At 44.5% G+C, this 15,263-nt stretch carries 16 protein-coding genes; 7 read left to right on the forward strand and 9 right to left on the reverse strand.

Annotated features, from left to right (window positions below):
- Nucleotides 1-46: 46 nt before the first annotated feature.
- The 3 genes from G4P54_RS16045 to G4P54_RS16055 all read right to left on the reverse strand — a co-directional run bounded on the left by G4P54_RS16045 (nt 47) and on the right by G4P54_RS16055 (nt 3,950).
- On the reverse strand, nt 47-1,399 hold the full coding sequence (locus G4P54_RS16045; protein ID WP_167873202.1) for a glucose-6-phosphate isomerase: 1,353 nt from the start codon (nt 1,397-1,399) through the stop codon (nt 47-49).
- Between the two features lie 111 nt (nt 1,400-1,510).
- Nucleotides 1,511-2,683: an iron-containing alcohol dehydrogenase gene (locus tag G4P54_RS16050; protein ID WP_024713007.1), complete on the reverse strand. Its 1,173-nt coding sequence runs from the start codon at nt 2,681-2,683 to the stop codon at nt 1,511-1,513.
- A gap of 103 nt (nt 2,684-2,786) precedes the next feature.
- Complete coding sequence (locus G4P54_RS16055; protein ID WP_167873203.1) at nt 2,787-3,950, reverse strand: iron-containing alcohol dehydrogenase; 1,164 nt, start codon at nt 3,948-3,950, stop codon at nt 2,787-2,789.
- 221 nt (nt 3,951-4,171) lie between these two features.
- Here G4P54_RS16055 and G4P54_RS16060 point away from each other — a divergent pair, with 221 nt between their 5' ends.
- Complete coding sequence (locus G4P54_RS16060; RefSeq protein ID WP_003220771.1) at nt 4,172-4,408, forward strand: DUF378 domain-containing protein; 237 nt, start codon at nt 4,172-4,174, stop codon at nt 4,406-4,408.
- Between the two features lie 248 nt (nt 4,409-4,656).
- Here the strand turns inward: G4P54_RS16060 and yugI are convergent, their stop codons facing one another.
- The 3 genes from yugI to G4P54_RS16075 form a co-directional block, all read right to left on the reverse strand.
- Nucleotides 4,657-5,049, reverse strand: coding sequence for a S1 domain-containing post-transcriptional regulator GSP13 (gene yugI / locus G4P54_RS16065; protein ID WP_003228864.1), 393 nt, complete (start codon nt 5,047-5,049; stop codon nt 4,657-4,659).
- A 203-nt stretch (nt 5,050-5,252) separates the two neighbouring features.
- Complete coding sequence (locus G4P54_RS16070) at nt 5,253-6,413, reverse strand: aminotransferase (protein ID WP_167873204.1); 1,161 nt, start codon at nt 6,411-6,413, stop codon at nt 5,253-5,255.
- Nucleotides 6,414-6,914, reverse strand: a complete 501-nt coding sequence (locus G4P54_RS16075) for an Lrp/AsnC family transcriptional regulator (RefSeq protein WP_003220765.1) — start codon at nt 6,912-6,914, stop codon at nt 6,414-6,416. It abuts the gene before it with no gap.
- Nucleotides 6,915-7,062: 148 nt separating this feature from the next.
- Between G4P54_RS16075 and G4P54_RS16080 the strand changes: the two genes are divergently transcribed.
- Nucleotides 7,063-7,884 (forward strand): alpha/beta fold hydrolase, encoded by an 822-nt coding sequence (locus G4P54_RS16080; RefSeq protein WP_167873205.1) that lies wholly within the window; start codon nt 7,063-7,065, stop codon nt 7,882-7,884.
- Nucleotides 7,885-7,908: 24 nt separating this feature from the next.
- On the opposite strand, the gene G4P54_RS16085 is transcribed toward G4P54_RS16080, so the two are convergent.
- On the reverse strand, nt 7,909-8,169 hold the full coding sequence (locus tag G4P54_RS16085) for a YugE family protein (RefSeq protein WP_167873206.1): 261 nt from the start codon (nt 8,167-8,169) through the stop codon (nt 7,909-7,911).
- Nucleotides 8,170-8,255: 86 nt separating this feature from the next.
- Between G4P54_RS16085 and patB the strand changes: the two genes are divergently transcribed.
- From patB to kapB, 3 genes are all read left to right on the forward strand, one after another.
- Nucleotides 8,256-9,419, forward strand: coding sequence for a cystathionine beta-lyase PatB (gene patB / locus G4P54_RS16090; RefSeq protein ID WP_167873207.1), 1,164 nt, complete (start codon nt 8,256-8,258; stop codon nt 9,417-9,419).
- 125 nt (nt 9,420-9,544) lie between these two features.
- Nucleotides 9,545-10,831, forward strand: a complete 1,287-nt coding sequence (locus G4P54_RS16095) for a sensor histidine kinase (RefSeq protein WP_167873208.1) — start codon at nt 9,545-9,547, stop codon at nt 10,829-10,831.
- Between the two features lie 45 nt (nt 10,832-10,876).
- A complete protein-coding gene (gene kapB / locus G4P54_RS16100; RefSeq protein WP_024713000.1) occupies nt 10,877-11,263 on the forward strand; it encodes a kinase-associated lipoprotein KapB in 387 nt (128 codons plus the stop codon).
- Nucleotides 11,264-11,289: 26 nt separating this feature from the next.
- Here the strand turns inward: kapB and kapD are convergent, their stop codons facing one another.
- The gene (kapD, locus tag G4P54_RS16105) at nt 11,290-11,907 is read right to left on the reverse strand and encodes a 3'-5' exonuclease KapD (RefSeq protein WP_167873209.1); all 618 of its coding nucleotides are present in this window, start codon (nt 11,905-11,907) and stop codon (nt 11,290-11,292) included.
- 75 nt (nt 11,908-11,982) lie between these two features.
- Nucleotides 11,983-12,186: a hypothetical protein gene (locus G4P54_RS21405; protein ID WP_167873210.1), complete on the reverse strand. Its 204-nt coding sequence runs from the start codon at nt 12,184-12,186 to the stop codon at nt 11,983-11,985.
- Between G4P54_RS21405 and G4P54_RS16115 the strand changes: the two genes are divergently transcribed.
- Both G4P54_RS16115 and G4P54_RS16120 read left to right on the forward strand, forming a co-directional pair.
- Nucleotides 12,089-13,297, forward strand: a complete 1,209-nt coding sequence (locus G4P54_RS16115) for a multidrug efflux MFS transporter (RefSeq protein WP_420809529.1) — start codon at nt 12,089-12,091, stop codon at nt 13,295-13,297. The genes G4P54_RS21405 and G4P54_RS16115 overlap by 98 nt on opposite strands.
- Nucleotides 13,298-13,388: 91 nt before the next feature.
- Nucleotides 13,389-15,263: a transglycosylase domain-containing protein gene (locus G4P54_RS16120; protein WP_167873211.1), complete on the forward strand. Its 1,875-nt coding sequence runs from the start codon at nt 13,389-13,391 to the stop codon at nt 15,261-15,263.

The following is a 15,263-nucleotide window of genomic DNA, read 5'->3' on the forward strand; positions in this document are numbered from 1 at the left end:
GATTTTATAAAAAGCTGACCGGCACATGCCAGTCAGCTTCCTTACATTAATCTTCCAGACGTTTTTCAAGCTCTGCTTTTTTCTCTTCAAAGCCAGGTTTGCCAAGCAATGCAAACATATTGACTTTATACGCCTCTACTCCAGGCTGGTCAAATGGATTGACGCCAAGGAGATAGCCGCTCATCGCGCAGGCTTTTTCGAAGAAATACACAAGGTATCCAAAAGTATATGCATTCAGCTCAGGAATGTTAACAATTAAGTTCGGGACATTTCCGTCTGTATGCGCAAGCATCGTACCCTGGAACGCTTTTTTGTTAACGAAATCAACCGTTTTTCCGGCTAAATAGTTTAAGCCGTCAAGATCGCTATCCGCTTCTTCGATTGTCAGCTCATGTTTAGGTTTCTCTACATTCAGTACTGTTTCGAATAAATCTCTGCGGCCTTCTTGTACGTACTGGCCTAATGAATGAAGGTCTGTTGAATAGTTAGCTGAAGAAGGATAAATGCCCTTCTCATCTTTCCCTTCACTTTCTCCGAACAGCTGTTTCCACCATTCTGCAAAGTATTGCAGCGCCGGTTCGTAGTTGATGAGCATTTCAATTGTTTTGCCCTTATTGTAAAGCGCATTGCGAACAACCGCATATTGGTATGCAGGGTTTTCTTCCAATTCAGATGTTGCAAAATCTTTGCTCGCATCAAATGCGCCTTTCATCATGTCGTCAATGTTGACGCCGCTCACAGCAATCGGCAAAAGGCCTACAGCTGTTAATACAGAATAACGGCCGCCGACGTCATCAGGAATGACAAATGATTCGAAGCCTTCTTCGTTTGAGAGCGTTTTTAATGCGCCGCGCTCTTTATCAGTTGTTGCGTAAATCCGCGCTTTTGCTTCTTCTTTGCCGTATTTCTCTTCAAGAAGCTTGCGGAAAATACGGAAAGCGATTGCAGGTTCAGTTGTTGTACCTGATTTAGAAATCACATTAATAGAGAAGTCAGCATCTTCAAGAAGATCCATGACATCTCTCATATAAGATGAACTGATGTTGTTTCCGATGAAAATAACTTGCGGATTGCCGCGTTTTGCTTTTGGCAATGTGTTATAAAACGCGTGATTAAGCGCTTCAATTGCAGCCCGCGCGCCGAGGTAAGAGCCGCCGATTCCGACAACAAGCAATATATCAGAGTCAGATTTGATTTTTTCCGCGCTTTTTTTGATGCGCGCGAATTCTTCTTTATCATAATGTTCAGGGAGGTCAACCCAGCCTAGAAAATCGCTGCCAGCGCCTGTTTTTTCATGAATATTATGGTGTGCTGTTTTTACGAAGTCTCGCAGATATGTAAGTTCATGTTCGTTGAAGAAAGTCAACGCTTTTGAGTAGTCAAAGCGTACATGCGTCATTGCTTGTCCCTCCATAACGGTAGAATGTTTTCATCTTTCACTTTATATGAACTTATCTGTGAAATCAAGTGAAGAAAAAAGGGCGGAATGACTGGATTCCGCCCTAAGGGATTATAGAGACGCGCGAAGGATGGCAAGCACGTCATCTTTGTTTAGTTTTTGGAAATTGCCGAAACCGCCGTGCTCCATTTCTTTGGCTGCGATATCAGCAATCAGCTCAAGCTTTTCTTCCCCGATATCGTAATCGGCAAGACGGGAAGGCGCGCCGAGGCTTGTCCAGAAGGCAGACAGCTTGTCGATGCCCTCAAGCGCAATTTCTTTATCTGTTTTGCCTTCGGTATCAATGTCAAACATGTTGAGCATGAGGTTTTTAAAACGGCCGACATTTGTATCTAGCGTGTATCTCATCCAGTTCGGGAACAGAATTGCCAGTCCGCCCGCATGAGGAATATCATATACAGCTGAAACAGCATGCTCCATTGTATGTGAAGCCCAGTCACCGAAGTAGCCCATTTGCAGCGTGCCGTTCAGAGCGATTGTGCCCGCATACAAAATCGTTTCACGAAGCTCGTAGTTTTCCAAATCTTCTAGAAGCTTAGGCGCTGTTTCGATGACGGTCTGCAGAACCGCAAAGCACATTCTGTCTTGAAGCGGTGTGTTTTCGACATTATGGAAGTATTGCTCGAATACATGGCTCATCATATCAACCATGCCGTACACTGTTTGATTTTCCGGAACAGTGAATGTATTTTCAGGATCTAAAATAGAGAAACGCGGATGAGTCACATTGCTGCCCCACACATATTTCTCATTTGTTTCCCAGTTTGTAATCACGGAATCTGGATTCATCTCAGAGCCTGTCGCAGCAAGAGTTAAAACAGTTCCGAACGGCAGCGCATCCTTTGCTGTTGTTTTTTTGCTGAAAATATCCCAAGCGTCGCCGTCATATTTGACACCGGCAGCAATCGCTTTTGTGCAGTCAATAACGCTTCCTCCGCCCACAGCAAGCAGAAAATCAATGTCATGCTCTCTGCATAGAGCAATGCCTTTTTCAACAGTCGCAAGACGCGGATTCGGCTCTACACCTGACAGCTCACGAACAACAGCGCCTTCTTCTTTTAGAAGACCTGTGACTTGATCGTAGAGGCCGTTGCGTTTAATGCTTCCTCCTCCGTAAACAAGCAAGACATTCTTGCCGTATTGTTTTAATTCTTTTCTTAATTGTTCAATCTGGCCTTTTCCAAAGATTAACTTTGTCGGATTATAATAAGTGAAATTTTCCATGTAACAACCTCCAAATGATACTGATGAAAAACAGGTTTTCAATTGTAACATAAGCTGACAAAAAGAAAAAGGGAAGCAGCCGAACGGCTATTTCCCCCTTTGTTTATAGAGATGCTTTTAAAATGGCAAGCACATCTTCCTTATTGAGTGATTTAAACTGGCCGAATGTCCCGTTCGCCATTGCCTTGTCAGCAATTGTGTCAAGTTGCTCGTCATTAATATCGTAATCAGCAAGACGGTTTGGAGCGCCAAGACTTGTCCAGAATGCAGACAGCTTATCGATGCCTTCTTGGGCGATTTCTTCATCTGTCTTACCTGCTTCTTCAACATCAAACACGCGAACTGCAAGCTGTTTCATGCGGGCAGGATTTTCAGACAGTGTGTGTCTCATCCAGTTCGGGAACAAAATCGCCAGTCCGCCGGCATGAGGAATATCATAAACGGCTGATACTGCATGTTCAATATTATGAGTAGCCCAATCCCCTCTTGCACCCATAGAGAGCATGCCGTTTAATGCGATTGTTCCTGTATACAGGATCGTCTCACGCAATTCGTAATTTTCGAGATCGTTGATCAGCTTAGGCGCTGTTTCAATGACTGTACGCAGAAGAGATTCACACATACGGTCCTGATACGGCGTGTTTGATACGTGATGGAAGTATTGTTCGAATACGTGGCTCATCATGTCAACCATTCCGTAAATCGTGTGATTTTTAGGAACGGTGAACGTATTCACCGGATCTAGAATTGAGAATTTAGGGAATACGAGCGGACTGCCCCAGCCGTATTTTTCTTTTGTTTCCCAGTTTGTAATCACCGAGCCTGAGTTCATTTCAGATCCAGTCGCAGCGAGAGTCAATACCGTTCCGAAAGGCAGGGCATCCTTTGGCTGATGTTTTTTCGTGACGATGTCCCACGCATCACCATCATACTTCGCTCCTGCGGCAATCGCTTTTGTACAGTCGATGACACTTCCGCCTCCGACAGCAAGCAAGAAATCAATGTTTTGTTCTTTGCAGATCGCAACACCTTTATTAACAGTCGCCACACGCGGGTTCGGTTCTACACCTGCTAATTCATGCACGTTCACTCCGGCTTTATTCAGCTGTTCAATCACTTGATCATACAAGCCGCTCCGTTTAATGCTTCCGCCTCCGTAGACGAGCAATACGTTTTTTCCGTAAGGTTTGAGTTCCTCCGGCAGTCTTTCCACTTCTCCGCGCCCGAAAATTAATTTGGTCGGATTCCAGTATGTAAAGTTTTGCATGACATCTCCTCCTTGTTTTTTTATTATGCAGAATGCCTTCACTACATGTAAAGCAATCAGCTCTCACCATATCGAATGGTTTCGTATGGAAGGATGCTGGGAAAAAGCTGATATAAGTGAGGGCAAGCCAGTTTCCTTCAATATGGGGAATGCATGTATAGATTCTCCAAAATGTCACAATCTATAACTGTTTTAATAATTCATGGAGGAGGTTGCAAAACATGAGCACCATTCAAAGAATTTGTCTTGTTTTAACGATCATTGGCGCTATTAACTGGGGGCTGATCGGATTTTTCCAATTTGACTTAGTAGCGGCCATCTTTGGAGGCCAAGGCTCAGCCCTTTCTCGCATCATTTACGGTCTGGTCGGAATTGCCGGCTTAATCAACCTCGGTCTGCTGTTTAAGCCAAACGAGGAAAGATCACGCGAAGAGGCAGCAAATCCTGAAATGCGATAGGATCACAAAAGCACCGAACATTCCTGTCCGGTGCTTCAGCGAGTTGACAAACCTTCGCATTCGTTGTCGGGTCTGCGCGTCGGTGCTCACGAATTGTACATTCGCTGTGCTTCAATGCTCGCCCTTCCTAGACTTCAAAGGTTTGCAATCACGCTGACAAAAGGAGACAAAATCCTAAAACATAGTGTTTTGGGATTTTGCATTAAATCAAAAGCACCGAACATTCCTGTCCGGTGCTTTTTTGATGCTTATTTTTTGATAAGGTCTTTGCGGTTGGACATTTCAATCCACTCTTCAAGCTTATCTTTTAATGTGTTGAAACCTTGTGGTGTAGAAGCTTCTTCGCTTACTTGCGCAGCTTTAGGTTTTCTTGGTTTGCTTTCTTTTTTCTCAGGCGCAGCTTGTGTCGCACGAATTGAAAGGCTGATTTTTCCTTTTTCTTCATCAACAGCAAGTACTTTTACTTGTACTTCGTCGCCAACTGAAAGGTGCTCGTTGATATCTTTTACGAAACCGTGAGTCACTTCAGAAATGTGTACTAAACCTTGAGTTTCTTCATCTAATGCAACAAACGCACCATACGCTTGTAATCCTGTAACTTTACCAGTGTAAACACTGCCCACTTCAAATTTTGCTGCCATTCGTAACAACTCCTAAGTTAAATTAAATATCTGTTTATACGCAATTAAAAATTATATCACACATGTCTAATTTCCGCAAAGAAAACTTTTTTATCAAAAATCAGGTTTATGCACAGCAAAAAGGGGGTAAACTGAAAATACCAAAGGCTTTCTAGTATTCCCCCCCTTTTTATTGGATGCGGACAAAAGGTCCGTATCTTTTTTTATGTTGTTTTATGCAGGAATCGTTTCATTCTGACTAACGCTTCTTGAAGCTGCTCAATCGAGGTTGCGTATGAACAGCGGATATATCCTTCACCGCTCGGACCGAATACACTTCCCGGAACAACAGCGACTTTTTCCTGTGTCAGAAGCTCCTCGGCAAACTGCTCCGAGCTCATTCCCGTGCTTTTGATGGAAGGAAACGCATAGAAAGCACCGCCCGGATGATGACAGCTGAGGCCGATTTCATTGAGCGTTTCCACAAACAAATTCCGTCTTCTTCGATAGCTTTTTTTCATTTTTTCTACGTCTTCCATGCCGTTCTTCAGGCCTTCAAGGGCGGCAAACTGAGCCATTGAAGGTGCGCACATCATCGCATACTGATGAATTTTAAGCATGGCATCCCGAAGCACGGATGGTGCCGCGGCAAAACCGAGCCTCCAGCCCGTCATCGCAAATGCTTTTGAAAAGCCTGAAATGACTACCGTCCGTTCCTTCATGTCCGGTAATGCCGCTATACTTGTAAATTCCTCATCATATGTCAGCTCCGCGTAGATCTCGTCGGCTAAAACGATGACATCATGTTTTTTGGCAAACTCAGCAATTTCATTCAGCTCTTCCTTCGAATATACAGAACCTGTCGGATTCGATGGCGAGCAGATGAGAATGGCTTTTGTTTTTTCAGTGACTTTTGCTTCAAAATCCGCAGCCGTTGCTTTAAATCCTTTCTCCGCTGTTGTGTGGACGTGAACAGGGATGCCGCCTGCCAAAGAAACAAGCGCATCGTATGCCACAAAACAAGGCTCAGGAATGATGACTTCCTCCCCTGGATTCACGATCGCGCGGATGGCAATATCCAAAGCCTGGCTTGCACCTACTGTCACAATCAGCTCATTATCCGGCGAGTAGCGAAGGTCAAACCTGCTGCTTAAATAACGGCTGATCTCCTCACGCAGTGAGTATAAACCGGCATTGGCAGTATAGGACGTATATCCTTGTTCAAGGGAAAGAATGCTTGCTTCGCGGACATTCCATGCAGTAACAAAATCAGGTTCGCCGACGCCTAAAGAAATGACGCCTTCCATCGTTGCCGCCAAATCAAAGAATTTGCGGATGCCTGACGGTTTTATTTGTTGTACATAGTCAGATAAATACGAAGTCATTTACGGTGACACCACGATTCTTTTGTCGTCGTCTCCTGTTTCAAACACTTTGCCGTCATGCTTGTATTTTTTCAGGATAAAATGGGTTGTCGTAGATACAACTGAATCAAGTGTGGACAGCTTATCTGAAACAAAACGCGCTACGTCAGACATCGAATTGCCGCGAATCACGACAGACAAATCGTATACGCCTGACATCAGGTAAACTGATTCAACCTCTTGAAATCGGTAAATTCGTTCCGCCACTTCATCAAAACCGACTCCCCGTTTCGGCGTTACTTTGACGTCAATCATGGCTGTGACGCCTTCATGTCCGTCGACTTTTCGCCAGTCAATCATAGCGGAATAATCGATGATAACCTTTTCTTTTTCCAGTTTATCAATAATTGTTTGTACTTCATTTACAGGGATGCCCGCCATCTTTGCAATGGTTTCTAAATCGGCGCGGCTGTTTTCGTCTAAAATTTCTAATATTTCTGTTTCTTTTTCTGTCAATTTCATTCGATTCACACCTTTGCAATGTCAAGAAATCTCATGACATTATATCACGTTTTTTGACGAATGCTAAGAAAAAACAAGGAGAAACTTCCGCTAGAATTGACAATTTCAGGGCACAATACAGACATCACATGAAAGGAAGTGACACAGAATGGAGGCGATTTCACCAATAAGGCGGCTTACGGTCGATGGCGTAAATGTATACTACGAACATTATCAAAACCCCGGCAGGCAAACGCTTGTCTGCGTGCACGGTTTTTTATCGTCTGCTTTCAGTTTCAGAAAAGTTATCCCTCTTCTTCGGGACAAGTACGACATCATCGCGCTAGATTTGCCTCCTTTCGGCCAATCTGAAAAATCAAGAACGTTTATCTATACCTATCAAAACCTCGCAAAGCTTGTCATTGGAATGCTGGATCACCTGCAAGTGAAACAGGCTGCGCTTGTCGGCCATTCTATGGGCGGGCAAATAGCACTGTCTGCTGCTCTCCAAAAGCCGGAGCTTGTCTCAAAGGTTGTGCTGCTTTGCAGCTCAGGGTATTTAAAACGCTCGCACCCGACGATCATACTCGGGACCCACCTCCCGTATTTTCACCTTTATATCAAGCGCTGGCTCTCGAAAGACGGCGTGATGAAAAATTTATTAAATGTGGTGCATGACAAAGCGCTGATTGATGAGGAGATGATTGACGGCTATGGCAGGCCGTTTCAAGACAAGCAGATTTTCAAAGCCATGGCAAGATTTATCCGCCATAGAGAAGGAGACTTAGAACCTGAGCAATTAAAGAAAATGACCAAACCTGCTTTATTGATTTGGGGCGAGGAGGACCGAATCGTCCCTGTTGAGATCGGTAAACGCCTGCACGGTGATTTGCCCGATTCCGTGCTGTACTCACTTGGCCAGACAGGGCATCTTGTGCCTGAGGAACGGCCTGAATTCGTTTCCGAACAAATTGCGGAGTTTATCAAATAAAAAAACCGGTGCGAACCGGTTTTTTTAAGGCGTACAGGAGCTGCTGTCTTTCATGACTAATAGCCGGCCAGCCACTTCCCGGCAGCTGTCAATCGGCAGCGTTTGTTCAAAAGAGGTTTCAAATATCTGCTGAATGCGTTTCGCCAGGACGTTGGGGTCGTCTTCATCGTAAACGGCTTGTACGACATCAACAGCCTCCGTTTCGTAAAACTCTTCTCCATATTGAAACGGGTCCCATTTGGAAATAATCTTGATCATTTCCCTGACCGCTTGACTTTCTTCCATATTCATCACCGCTTATAATAAAATTTGCAGTTCTATTTTATCATAGTCGCGTTCAGAAGAAGAAACAGACATGAGGGGGTAACAAAATGAACTTTGATAAACGAGAAGAACGCCTTGGCACCCAATCAGTCAAATGGGACAAAACAGGCGAATTGTTCGGCGTGACAGACGCACTCCCGATGTGGGTGGCGGATATGGATTTCCGCGCACCGGAAGCGATAACTGAAGCATTAAAAGAGCGCCTCGATCACGGAATTTTCGGTTATACGGCTCCAGATCAAAAAACGAAGGATGCCGTGTGCGGATGGATGCAAAACAGGCACGGCTGGAAGGTGAATCCGGAGAGCATTACATTCAGCCCGGGAATTGTCACTGCATTGAGCATGGCGGTACAGGCTTTCACGGAGCCCGGTGATCAAGTGGTTGTCCAGCCTCCTGTTTATACGCCTTTTTATCATATGGTTGAGAAAAACGGCCGCCGGATTTTACATAATCCGCTGCAGGAAAAAGACGGCGCATATGAAATGGATTTTGAAGATTTGGAGTCGAAGCTCAGTGACCCAAGCGTCAAATTATTTATTTTATGCAATCCCCATAACCCTTCTGGACGTTCATGGAGCCGGGAGGATTTATTGAAGCTCGGCGAATTGTGTCTTGAGCACGGTGTCACAGTTGTATCGGATGAAATCCATTCCGACTTAATGCTGTACGGAAACAAACACACGCCATTCGCAGCTCTCTCAGATGAATTGGCTGATATTTCCATAACATGTGCTGCACCAAGCAAAACATTTAATATCGCAGGGCTGCAGGCTTCTGCAATCATGATTCCGGATCGGCTGAAGCGTGCCAAGTTTAACGCAAGCCTGCAGCGCAACGGTTTAGGCGGACTGAACTCGTTTGCCGTCACTGCGATCGAAGCCGCTTATTCAAAAGGCGGACCGTGGCTTGACGAATTAATCTCATACCTTGAGAGAAACATGAACGAAGCTGAAGCCTTTTTGAGCGCCGAGCTGCCGAAAGTCAACATGATGAAGCCGGATGCATCGTACCTGATCTGGCTCGATTTCAGCGCCTACGGCTTGTCTGACAAAGAGCTTCAGCAAAGGATGCTGAAGAAAGGGAAAATTATTTTAGAGCCCGGAACGAAATATGGCCCCGGCGGAGAAGGATTTATGCGCCTGAACGCGGGCTGCTCTCTCGCAACCTTACAGGACGGACTGCGCCGCATTAAAGCCGCTTTAATGTAAATATAGCTGTTAAACGCCTTTACATATCATTTGTAAAGGCGTTCTTAATAAAGGAATTTTATATTTCCCTTGTCATATTTAGTGTTATAATGGATTCATATTTTATACGAAAGGATTTCACGCGAATGGAAATTCTAAAAGACTATCTCCTGCATATCTGCTTTATTTTGTTTCCTATTCTTCTTTACCAAGTGTTTTGGCTTGGAAAGCCGACGATCCTTGTGCCCAAAATAAACAGCGGGCTGGTCACGTTATTCGCCTGCGGCGCCTCCGTTTTATGCATTATATTTCCTATCCATGAAATGGAATACATACAATACGGCCTTCAGATGATTCCCGTTATCATTTGTTTATTTTACATCGGGACTGCTTCAGGGCTTACAGTCGCCGCAGGTGTCTTATGTTTTGAACTGCTGTTTTACGAACCTTCCGCCATCTTTGTTTTCACTTTGCTTCCTTTTCTTACTATCATCCCCATCCTATTTCAAAAAAAATGGCCATTCATGTCCAAAGCGAAAAAACTGCTGCTGTCATTATTGATCAGCTGCTTGGAGATCTTCTTATTTTTCGCCTCCAGCTGGATTTTTTTCGCTCTCAATATTTTAAATTTTCAAAAATCATCGATTTTATTTTATGAGGCAACAGTCTCAGGGCTGTTCCGCTCCATCGTTCTTCTATTAAGCATCTATATAATCGAAAGCATCGCCGAAAATATCGCCCTGCGTTCACAGCTTATCCATTCAGAAAAAATGACGATTGTCAGTGAGCTGGCAGCGAGCGTCGCTCACGAAGTCAGGAATCCGCTGACAGTTGTCCGCGGGTTTGTCCAGCTTCTGTTTAATGACGAAACCCTTCAGACCAAATCAAGTGCAGACTACAAAAAGCTTGTACTGTCAGAGCTTGACCGGGCGCAAGGCATCATTACAAACTATCTTGATATGGCTAAACAGCAATTGTACGAAAAAGAAGTTTTTGATTTATCAACTCTTATCAAAGAGACAAGCTCCCTTATGGTGTCGTATGCCAATTACAAGTCTGTCACCATCGAGGCCGAAGCGGAGCCGGGCCTTCTTGTATATGGTGACGCAACAAAGCTGAAGCAGGCTGTCATCAACCTGATAAAAAACAGCATTGAAGCTGTTCCCCACGGAAAGGGGATCATCCACATATCGGCGAAAAGAAGCGGCCATACGATCATAACCAACATCTCAGATAATGGAGTCGGCATGACAGACAATCAAATGCAAAAACTCGGCGAACCTTATTATTCATTAAAAACAAACGGAACGGGGCTCGGTCTTACCGTAACCTTTTCAATTATTGAGCATCATCATGGGACCATTTCATTTAACAGCAGCTTCCAAAGAGGCACCACTGTAACAATTAAGCTTCCCGCTGATCTTCCTCACTAGCAAATCGAACGGAACTTTTATAGAATAAATGCGAGGTGATGACAGATGAGTACGTTTGAAACAGGCTCTATCGTTAAAGGATTTTACAAAACAGGTGTATACATAGGAGAAATCACGGCTTGCAGGCCGCAGCATTATTTAGTGAAAATTAAAGCGGTTCTCACCCATCCCGCTCAAGGAGACCTTCATCATCCAAAACAGGCGGATGTGCCTTTTTTTCATGAGAGAAAAGCGCTTGCATACGGCGAACAGACCAATATCCCCCATCATATGGTGAAGCCTTATGACGGTGAAGTGCCGGATTATACCGCGTCTCTGCGGGAAGCGGCAGCACAGCTGAGAGCTAAATTAAATGAGGATGGTTCGGAGTGGGCAAAGCGCTCCCTTCACAATCTGGACGTGTTAGAAAAGGAATATTTCAACCGGACATAACCCAGTCTGACAAAAGATTGGGTTTTTTACGTCGCGCGCTTGAGCAGTTCGGATAAATCGATTCTTTCACCGATTGTCGGCGGTTTTGGTTTTTCGAGATACTGCTTATCCTGTTCAACAAGCTTAAAAAGCTTATGTGCTGTTAGAGCATCATCAAGCGCTTTATGATGAGTGCCGGTTCCGGAATCGCCATACTCTTCGGCAGCTTTCCATAAACCCGTCAGTGTCCGGTCTCCAAAAAAGTTTTTGTATTCAAGCGACAAATCTCTCATTTCTCCCTTAAAAGGAAAAGGAATATGGTTAAACATACAGTTTTGCTTCAGCACTTTCATGTCCATGTTTCCCCACGTAATAATCGTGCTGTTTTTCTCAGGGTCCAGCTCGTTTAGTTTACGGATGAAATCTTCGAATCTCATTCCCTCGTCTACCTGCTTTTGGGTTATTTTCAAAAATGATTTGCAGCGCTTTGTCAGCTTCGGAAATTTTTTCGGTCTGACATAGCTAGAAAACGTCTCAACTACTTCATCATCAACCGACTTTACAATTCCGGCTTCAATGATTTCAGGGAAAAAGTTTTGCGGCCTGTACTTTCCTTCCGGCATCGTAAATTCGAAATCAATAATGAGTATGCTGTTTGTCGTCACCTCTTTACACCTGCCTTTCCTCCGATCAGAAAATGCTATCTTTATAGTATATCAATTCACCCTCTCGACCTTTCTTCATTTTCTAAAAATAATGAATTTCCCCAGCCGCTTTGTTTCTTTTAAATGATGCATCGTTTCTTTATAATTAGTAAGGAACTCGAAATAATAAGAAGGTGATGTTATTTCTATCCGTAAAAAAAACTTTGTCATTGTGTGGCTGGCGAACTTTTTTGTCTCTGCCAGCACAACGATGATCGTTCCTTTTCTCTCCCTATACATTGAGACGCTCAGCACTTTTTCAAACGGCTTTGTGCAAAGGTGGAGCGGCTATGTGTTCGGCATTACATTTCTCATGGCGTTTTTGGTATCCCCGTTTTGGGGACGGTTCGGAGACAAACGAGGATACAAGAAAATCCTTATGGCAACCGGAACAGGCATTGCCCTCAGCATTTTATTCATGGGCTTTGTTACATCGGTATACCAATTGTTTTTTCTGCGTATGGCAATGGGCCTTGTAACCGGATTCATCCCGACATCTCTAGCGATGATCTCGGCGCAGACTCCAAAAAGTTCAGCCGGCAAAACACTCGGCACGCTGCAAATGGGGCAGGTGTCCGGAAGCTTGTTCGGTCCGCTATTGGGCGGCATGCTCGCTGATCGTTTCGGCTTTACGTATACCTTTTTTATCACATCCTTTGTGATTTTCTCATCTGTTCTTCTCGTGTTATTCGGCGTTAAGGAAAAGCCTCTTGCAGAGAAGTCAGCCAAACGTGCGTCTTACACGAGAAAAGAAGTGCTCTCCTATATTTTTCACCAGCCGGCGCTTTGGGTCATGATGCTGTTAACCATGCTGATTCAAACAGGCAATTTCAGTATCCAGCCGCTGCTCGCTTTATATGTAAATGAGCTGCACGGACCTGTCAATCTGGCCTTTTTCTCTGGTATGGCATTTTCAGCAACGGGACTCGGAAGTTTGCTGCTGGCTAGAAAATGGGGTGATCTGGGCGACCGCTACGGCCACCGCCGCATTTTAATCGGACTTTTGCTCGCCGCGTCTTTCTTTTTTATTCCGCAGGCGCTCGCGTCCTCACTCAGCGTGCTCCTTGTTTTCAGATTTTTATTCGGAATGGCGATGGGCGGGTTGCTGCCATGCATCACGGCAGCGATCCGCGTTCAGGCTCCCGGCAGCATTCAAGGAGAAGTACTCGGCTATAATGTCAGCTTTCGCTTTTTAGGAAACGTGCTCGGGCCTCTTCTCGGCGGAATCATATCGAGCCATTTTACCATTTCGGCCGCCTTTTATGTCACAGCGTTTCTCTTTTTCGCCGGCGCCTGCATGCTTTGGGTCATGCAGAAATTCCGGAAGGATTCTTATGCCAAAGCAAGCTGATTCTCAGAAAAACTAAGGAATCTTCTAAATTTAACCTTCTCGTAAACTCAAAAGAGTGGTACGATATGGCTAGAATTTAGGAGAAAAGAGAGTGACCATGTTACGAAAAATAATCGGATGGATTTTGCTCCTTTGCATAATCCCATTGTTTGCATTTACAGTTATCGCTTCCGGAAAAGAAGTTAAACAAATGAAGTCTCTGGATCAGGTGCTTGATAAAAATATTAATCTGGAAGATATCAGCCTTGTTCAAAACAGCTACATGTATGACAGGGACGGCTCCCTTGTCTCGGAAATCGTCAGCAATCACGAAAACCGTGTGATCGTTCCATTTGACAAGATTCCCGAGGAAGTCAAACAGATATTCTTAACATCTGAGGACCGCCATTTTTACGAGCATAAAGGCTTTGACTTTATGGGAATGGTGCGGGCAGCCGCTTCCAACGTAAAAGACAAGAAAATTGATCAGGGTGCCAGCACCATCACACAGCAGCTTTCAAGAAACTTGTATTTAAGCCACGAACGCTCCTTCAGCCGAAAGCTGACTGAGCTCGCGTATTCTTATCAGCTAGAGAAAAAGTATACGAAAAATGAAATTCTTGGAGCTTACTTAAATACGATTTATTTCAACAATGGCGTTTACGGCGTCGGTTCAGCGGCTGAATTCTATTTCAGCAAACCGCTGAAATCTCTCACAGCGGGAGAAATGGCTTTTATTTGCGCTATACCTAATAACCCTACATTATATGATCCTCTCAAGCATTTTGACTACACGAAAAGCCGTCAAGAACGTTTGCTTAAAGGGTTAAAAGATGCTGGGGTCATTACGGATAAAGAGCTGAAAAAAGCCGTCAAACAAAAAATCAAACTGGATGTTGAAAAGAAAGAAGACAAATATCCGGACTACGTTTCATATGTCAATGATGAATTCACTCAGCTGGTGTCTGAATCAGAAGGCTATGATAAACGTCTTCAAAAAGCATCAGGAAAACAAAAAGAAAAGATCGAAAACGAGCTGTCCGCAAGAGTCAGCGCGCTAACGAAAGACGGCGTGAAAATTTATACCGCACTTGATCCGTACATGCAAAATCAAGTTGTGGCACAAATGAATTCCAAGCTCCCGTACGCGGACGTACAGGGCGGTGCGGCTGTGATCAATCACCAGACGCATCAAATCATCGCTCTATCCGGCGGGAAAAACTATCAAAAATATGACTTTAACCGCGCCTACCAGGCATACAGACAGCCGGGTTCATCCATTAAGCCGCTCCTTGATTACGGCCCTTATATTGAACAAACCGGCGCGACAACAAGCAGCACTATTGATGCCAGCAAGTTTTGCAGCAAAGATTACTGTCCGCAAAACTATAATAACCGCACGTACGGCACAGTGACGGTCGATACGGCGTTTAAAAATTCATATAATACACCGGCCATCAGAATGCTGGACCGTGTCGGCATCCAAAAAGCATTCAGTTATATTGAGCCGTATCATTTTGCCAAACTTGTCAACAGCGACTATCTTCTCCCGGCGGCCCTTGGCGGATTTACAAACGGCATGACGCCTCTTGAGATGACAAAGGCCTATACGACATTCGGCAACAGCGGAAGTTATACGCCGAGCCATGCGATTACAAAGGTGACAGACCTTAAAGGAAAAACGATTTATAAATGGAATGATCAGCCGACTCAAATATTCAGTGTCCGCACGAACATGCAGCTGAAAAAACTGATGTCTTCTGTTGTGAAAAGCGGAACAGGGAAAAAAGCCTATTTTAAAGCGCCTTACATCGGCGGGAAAACAGGAACATCAAATGATTATCACGATATGTGGTTTGTCGGCCTGACAGATACGTATACAATGGGGGTTTGGGTCGGAAAAGATACACCGAGCAGCGTTGAATATCTGCACAGCATCAGCCCTCAGCTTTCGATCTGGAAAGGAACGCTGCAAGCGGCTTATTAA

It is taken from the genome of Bacillus tequilensis (assembly GCF_012225885.1).
In the GTDB taxonomy this organism is placed as follows: domain Bacteria; phylum Bacillota; class Bacilli; order Bacillales; family Bacillaceae; genus Bacillus; species Bacillus tequilensis.

Bases quoted from the DNA above. Each gene is read 5' to 3' on its own strand.
- G4P54_RS16045 (WP_167873202.1), bottom strand. From the start codon at position 1,399: ATGACGCATGTACGCTTTGACTACTCAAAAGCGTTGACTTTCTTCAAC.
- G4P54_RS16050 (WP_024713007.1), bottom strand. From the start codon at position 2,683: ATGGAAAATTTCACTTATTATAATCCGACAAAGTTAATCTTTGGAAAA.
- G4P54_RS16055 (WP_167873203.1), bottom strand. From the start codon at position 3,950: ATGCAAAACTTTACATACTGGAATCCGACCAAATTAATTTTCGGGCGC.
- G4P54_RS16060 (WP_003220771.1), top strand. From the start codon at position 4,172: ATGAGCACCATTCAAAGAATTTGTCTTGTTTTAACGATCATTGGCGCT.
- yugI (WP_003228864.1), bottom strand. From the start codon at position 5,049: ATGGCAGCAAAATTTGAAGTGGGCAGTGTTTACACTGGTAAAGTTACA.
- G4P54_RS16070 (WP_167873204.1), bottom strand. From the start codon at position 6,413: ATGACTTCGTATTTATCTGACTATGTACAACAAATAAAACCGTCAGGC.
- G4P54_RS16075 (WP_003220765.1), bottom strand. From the start codon at position 6,914: ATGAAATTGACAGAAAAAGAAACAGAAATATTAGAAATTTTAGACGAA.
- G4P54_RS16080 (WP_167873205.1), top strand. From the start codon at position 7,063: ATGGAGGCGATTTCACCAATAAGGCGGCTTACGGTCGATGGCGTAAAT.
- G4P54_RS16085 (WP_167873206.1), bottom strand. From the start codon at position 8,169: ATGGAAGAAAGTCAAGCGGTCAGGGAAATGATCAAGATTATTTCCAAA.
- patB (WP_167873207.1), top strand. From the start codon at position 8,256: ATGAACTTTGATAAACGAGAAGAACGCCTTGGCACCCAATCAGTCAAA.
- G4P54_RS16095 (WP_167873208.1), top strand. From the start codon at position 9,545: ATGGAAATTCTAAAAGACTATCTCCTGCATATCTGCTTTATTTTGTTT.
- kapB (WP_024713000.1), top strand. From the start codon at position 10,877: ATGAGTACGTTTGAAACAGGCTCTATCGTTAAAGGATTTTACAAAACA.
- G4P54_RS21405 (WP_167873210.1), bottom strand. From the start codon at position 12,186: ATGTATAGGGAGAGAAAAGGAACGATCATCGTTGTGCTGGCAGAGACA.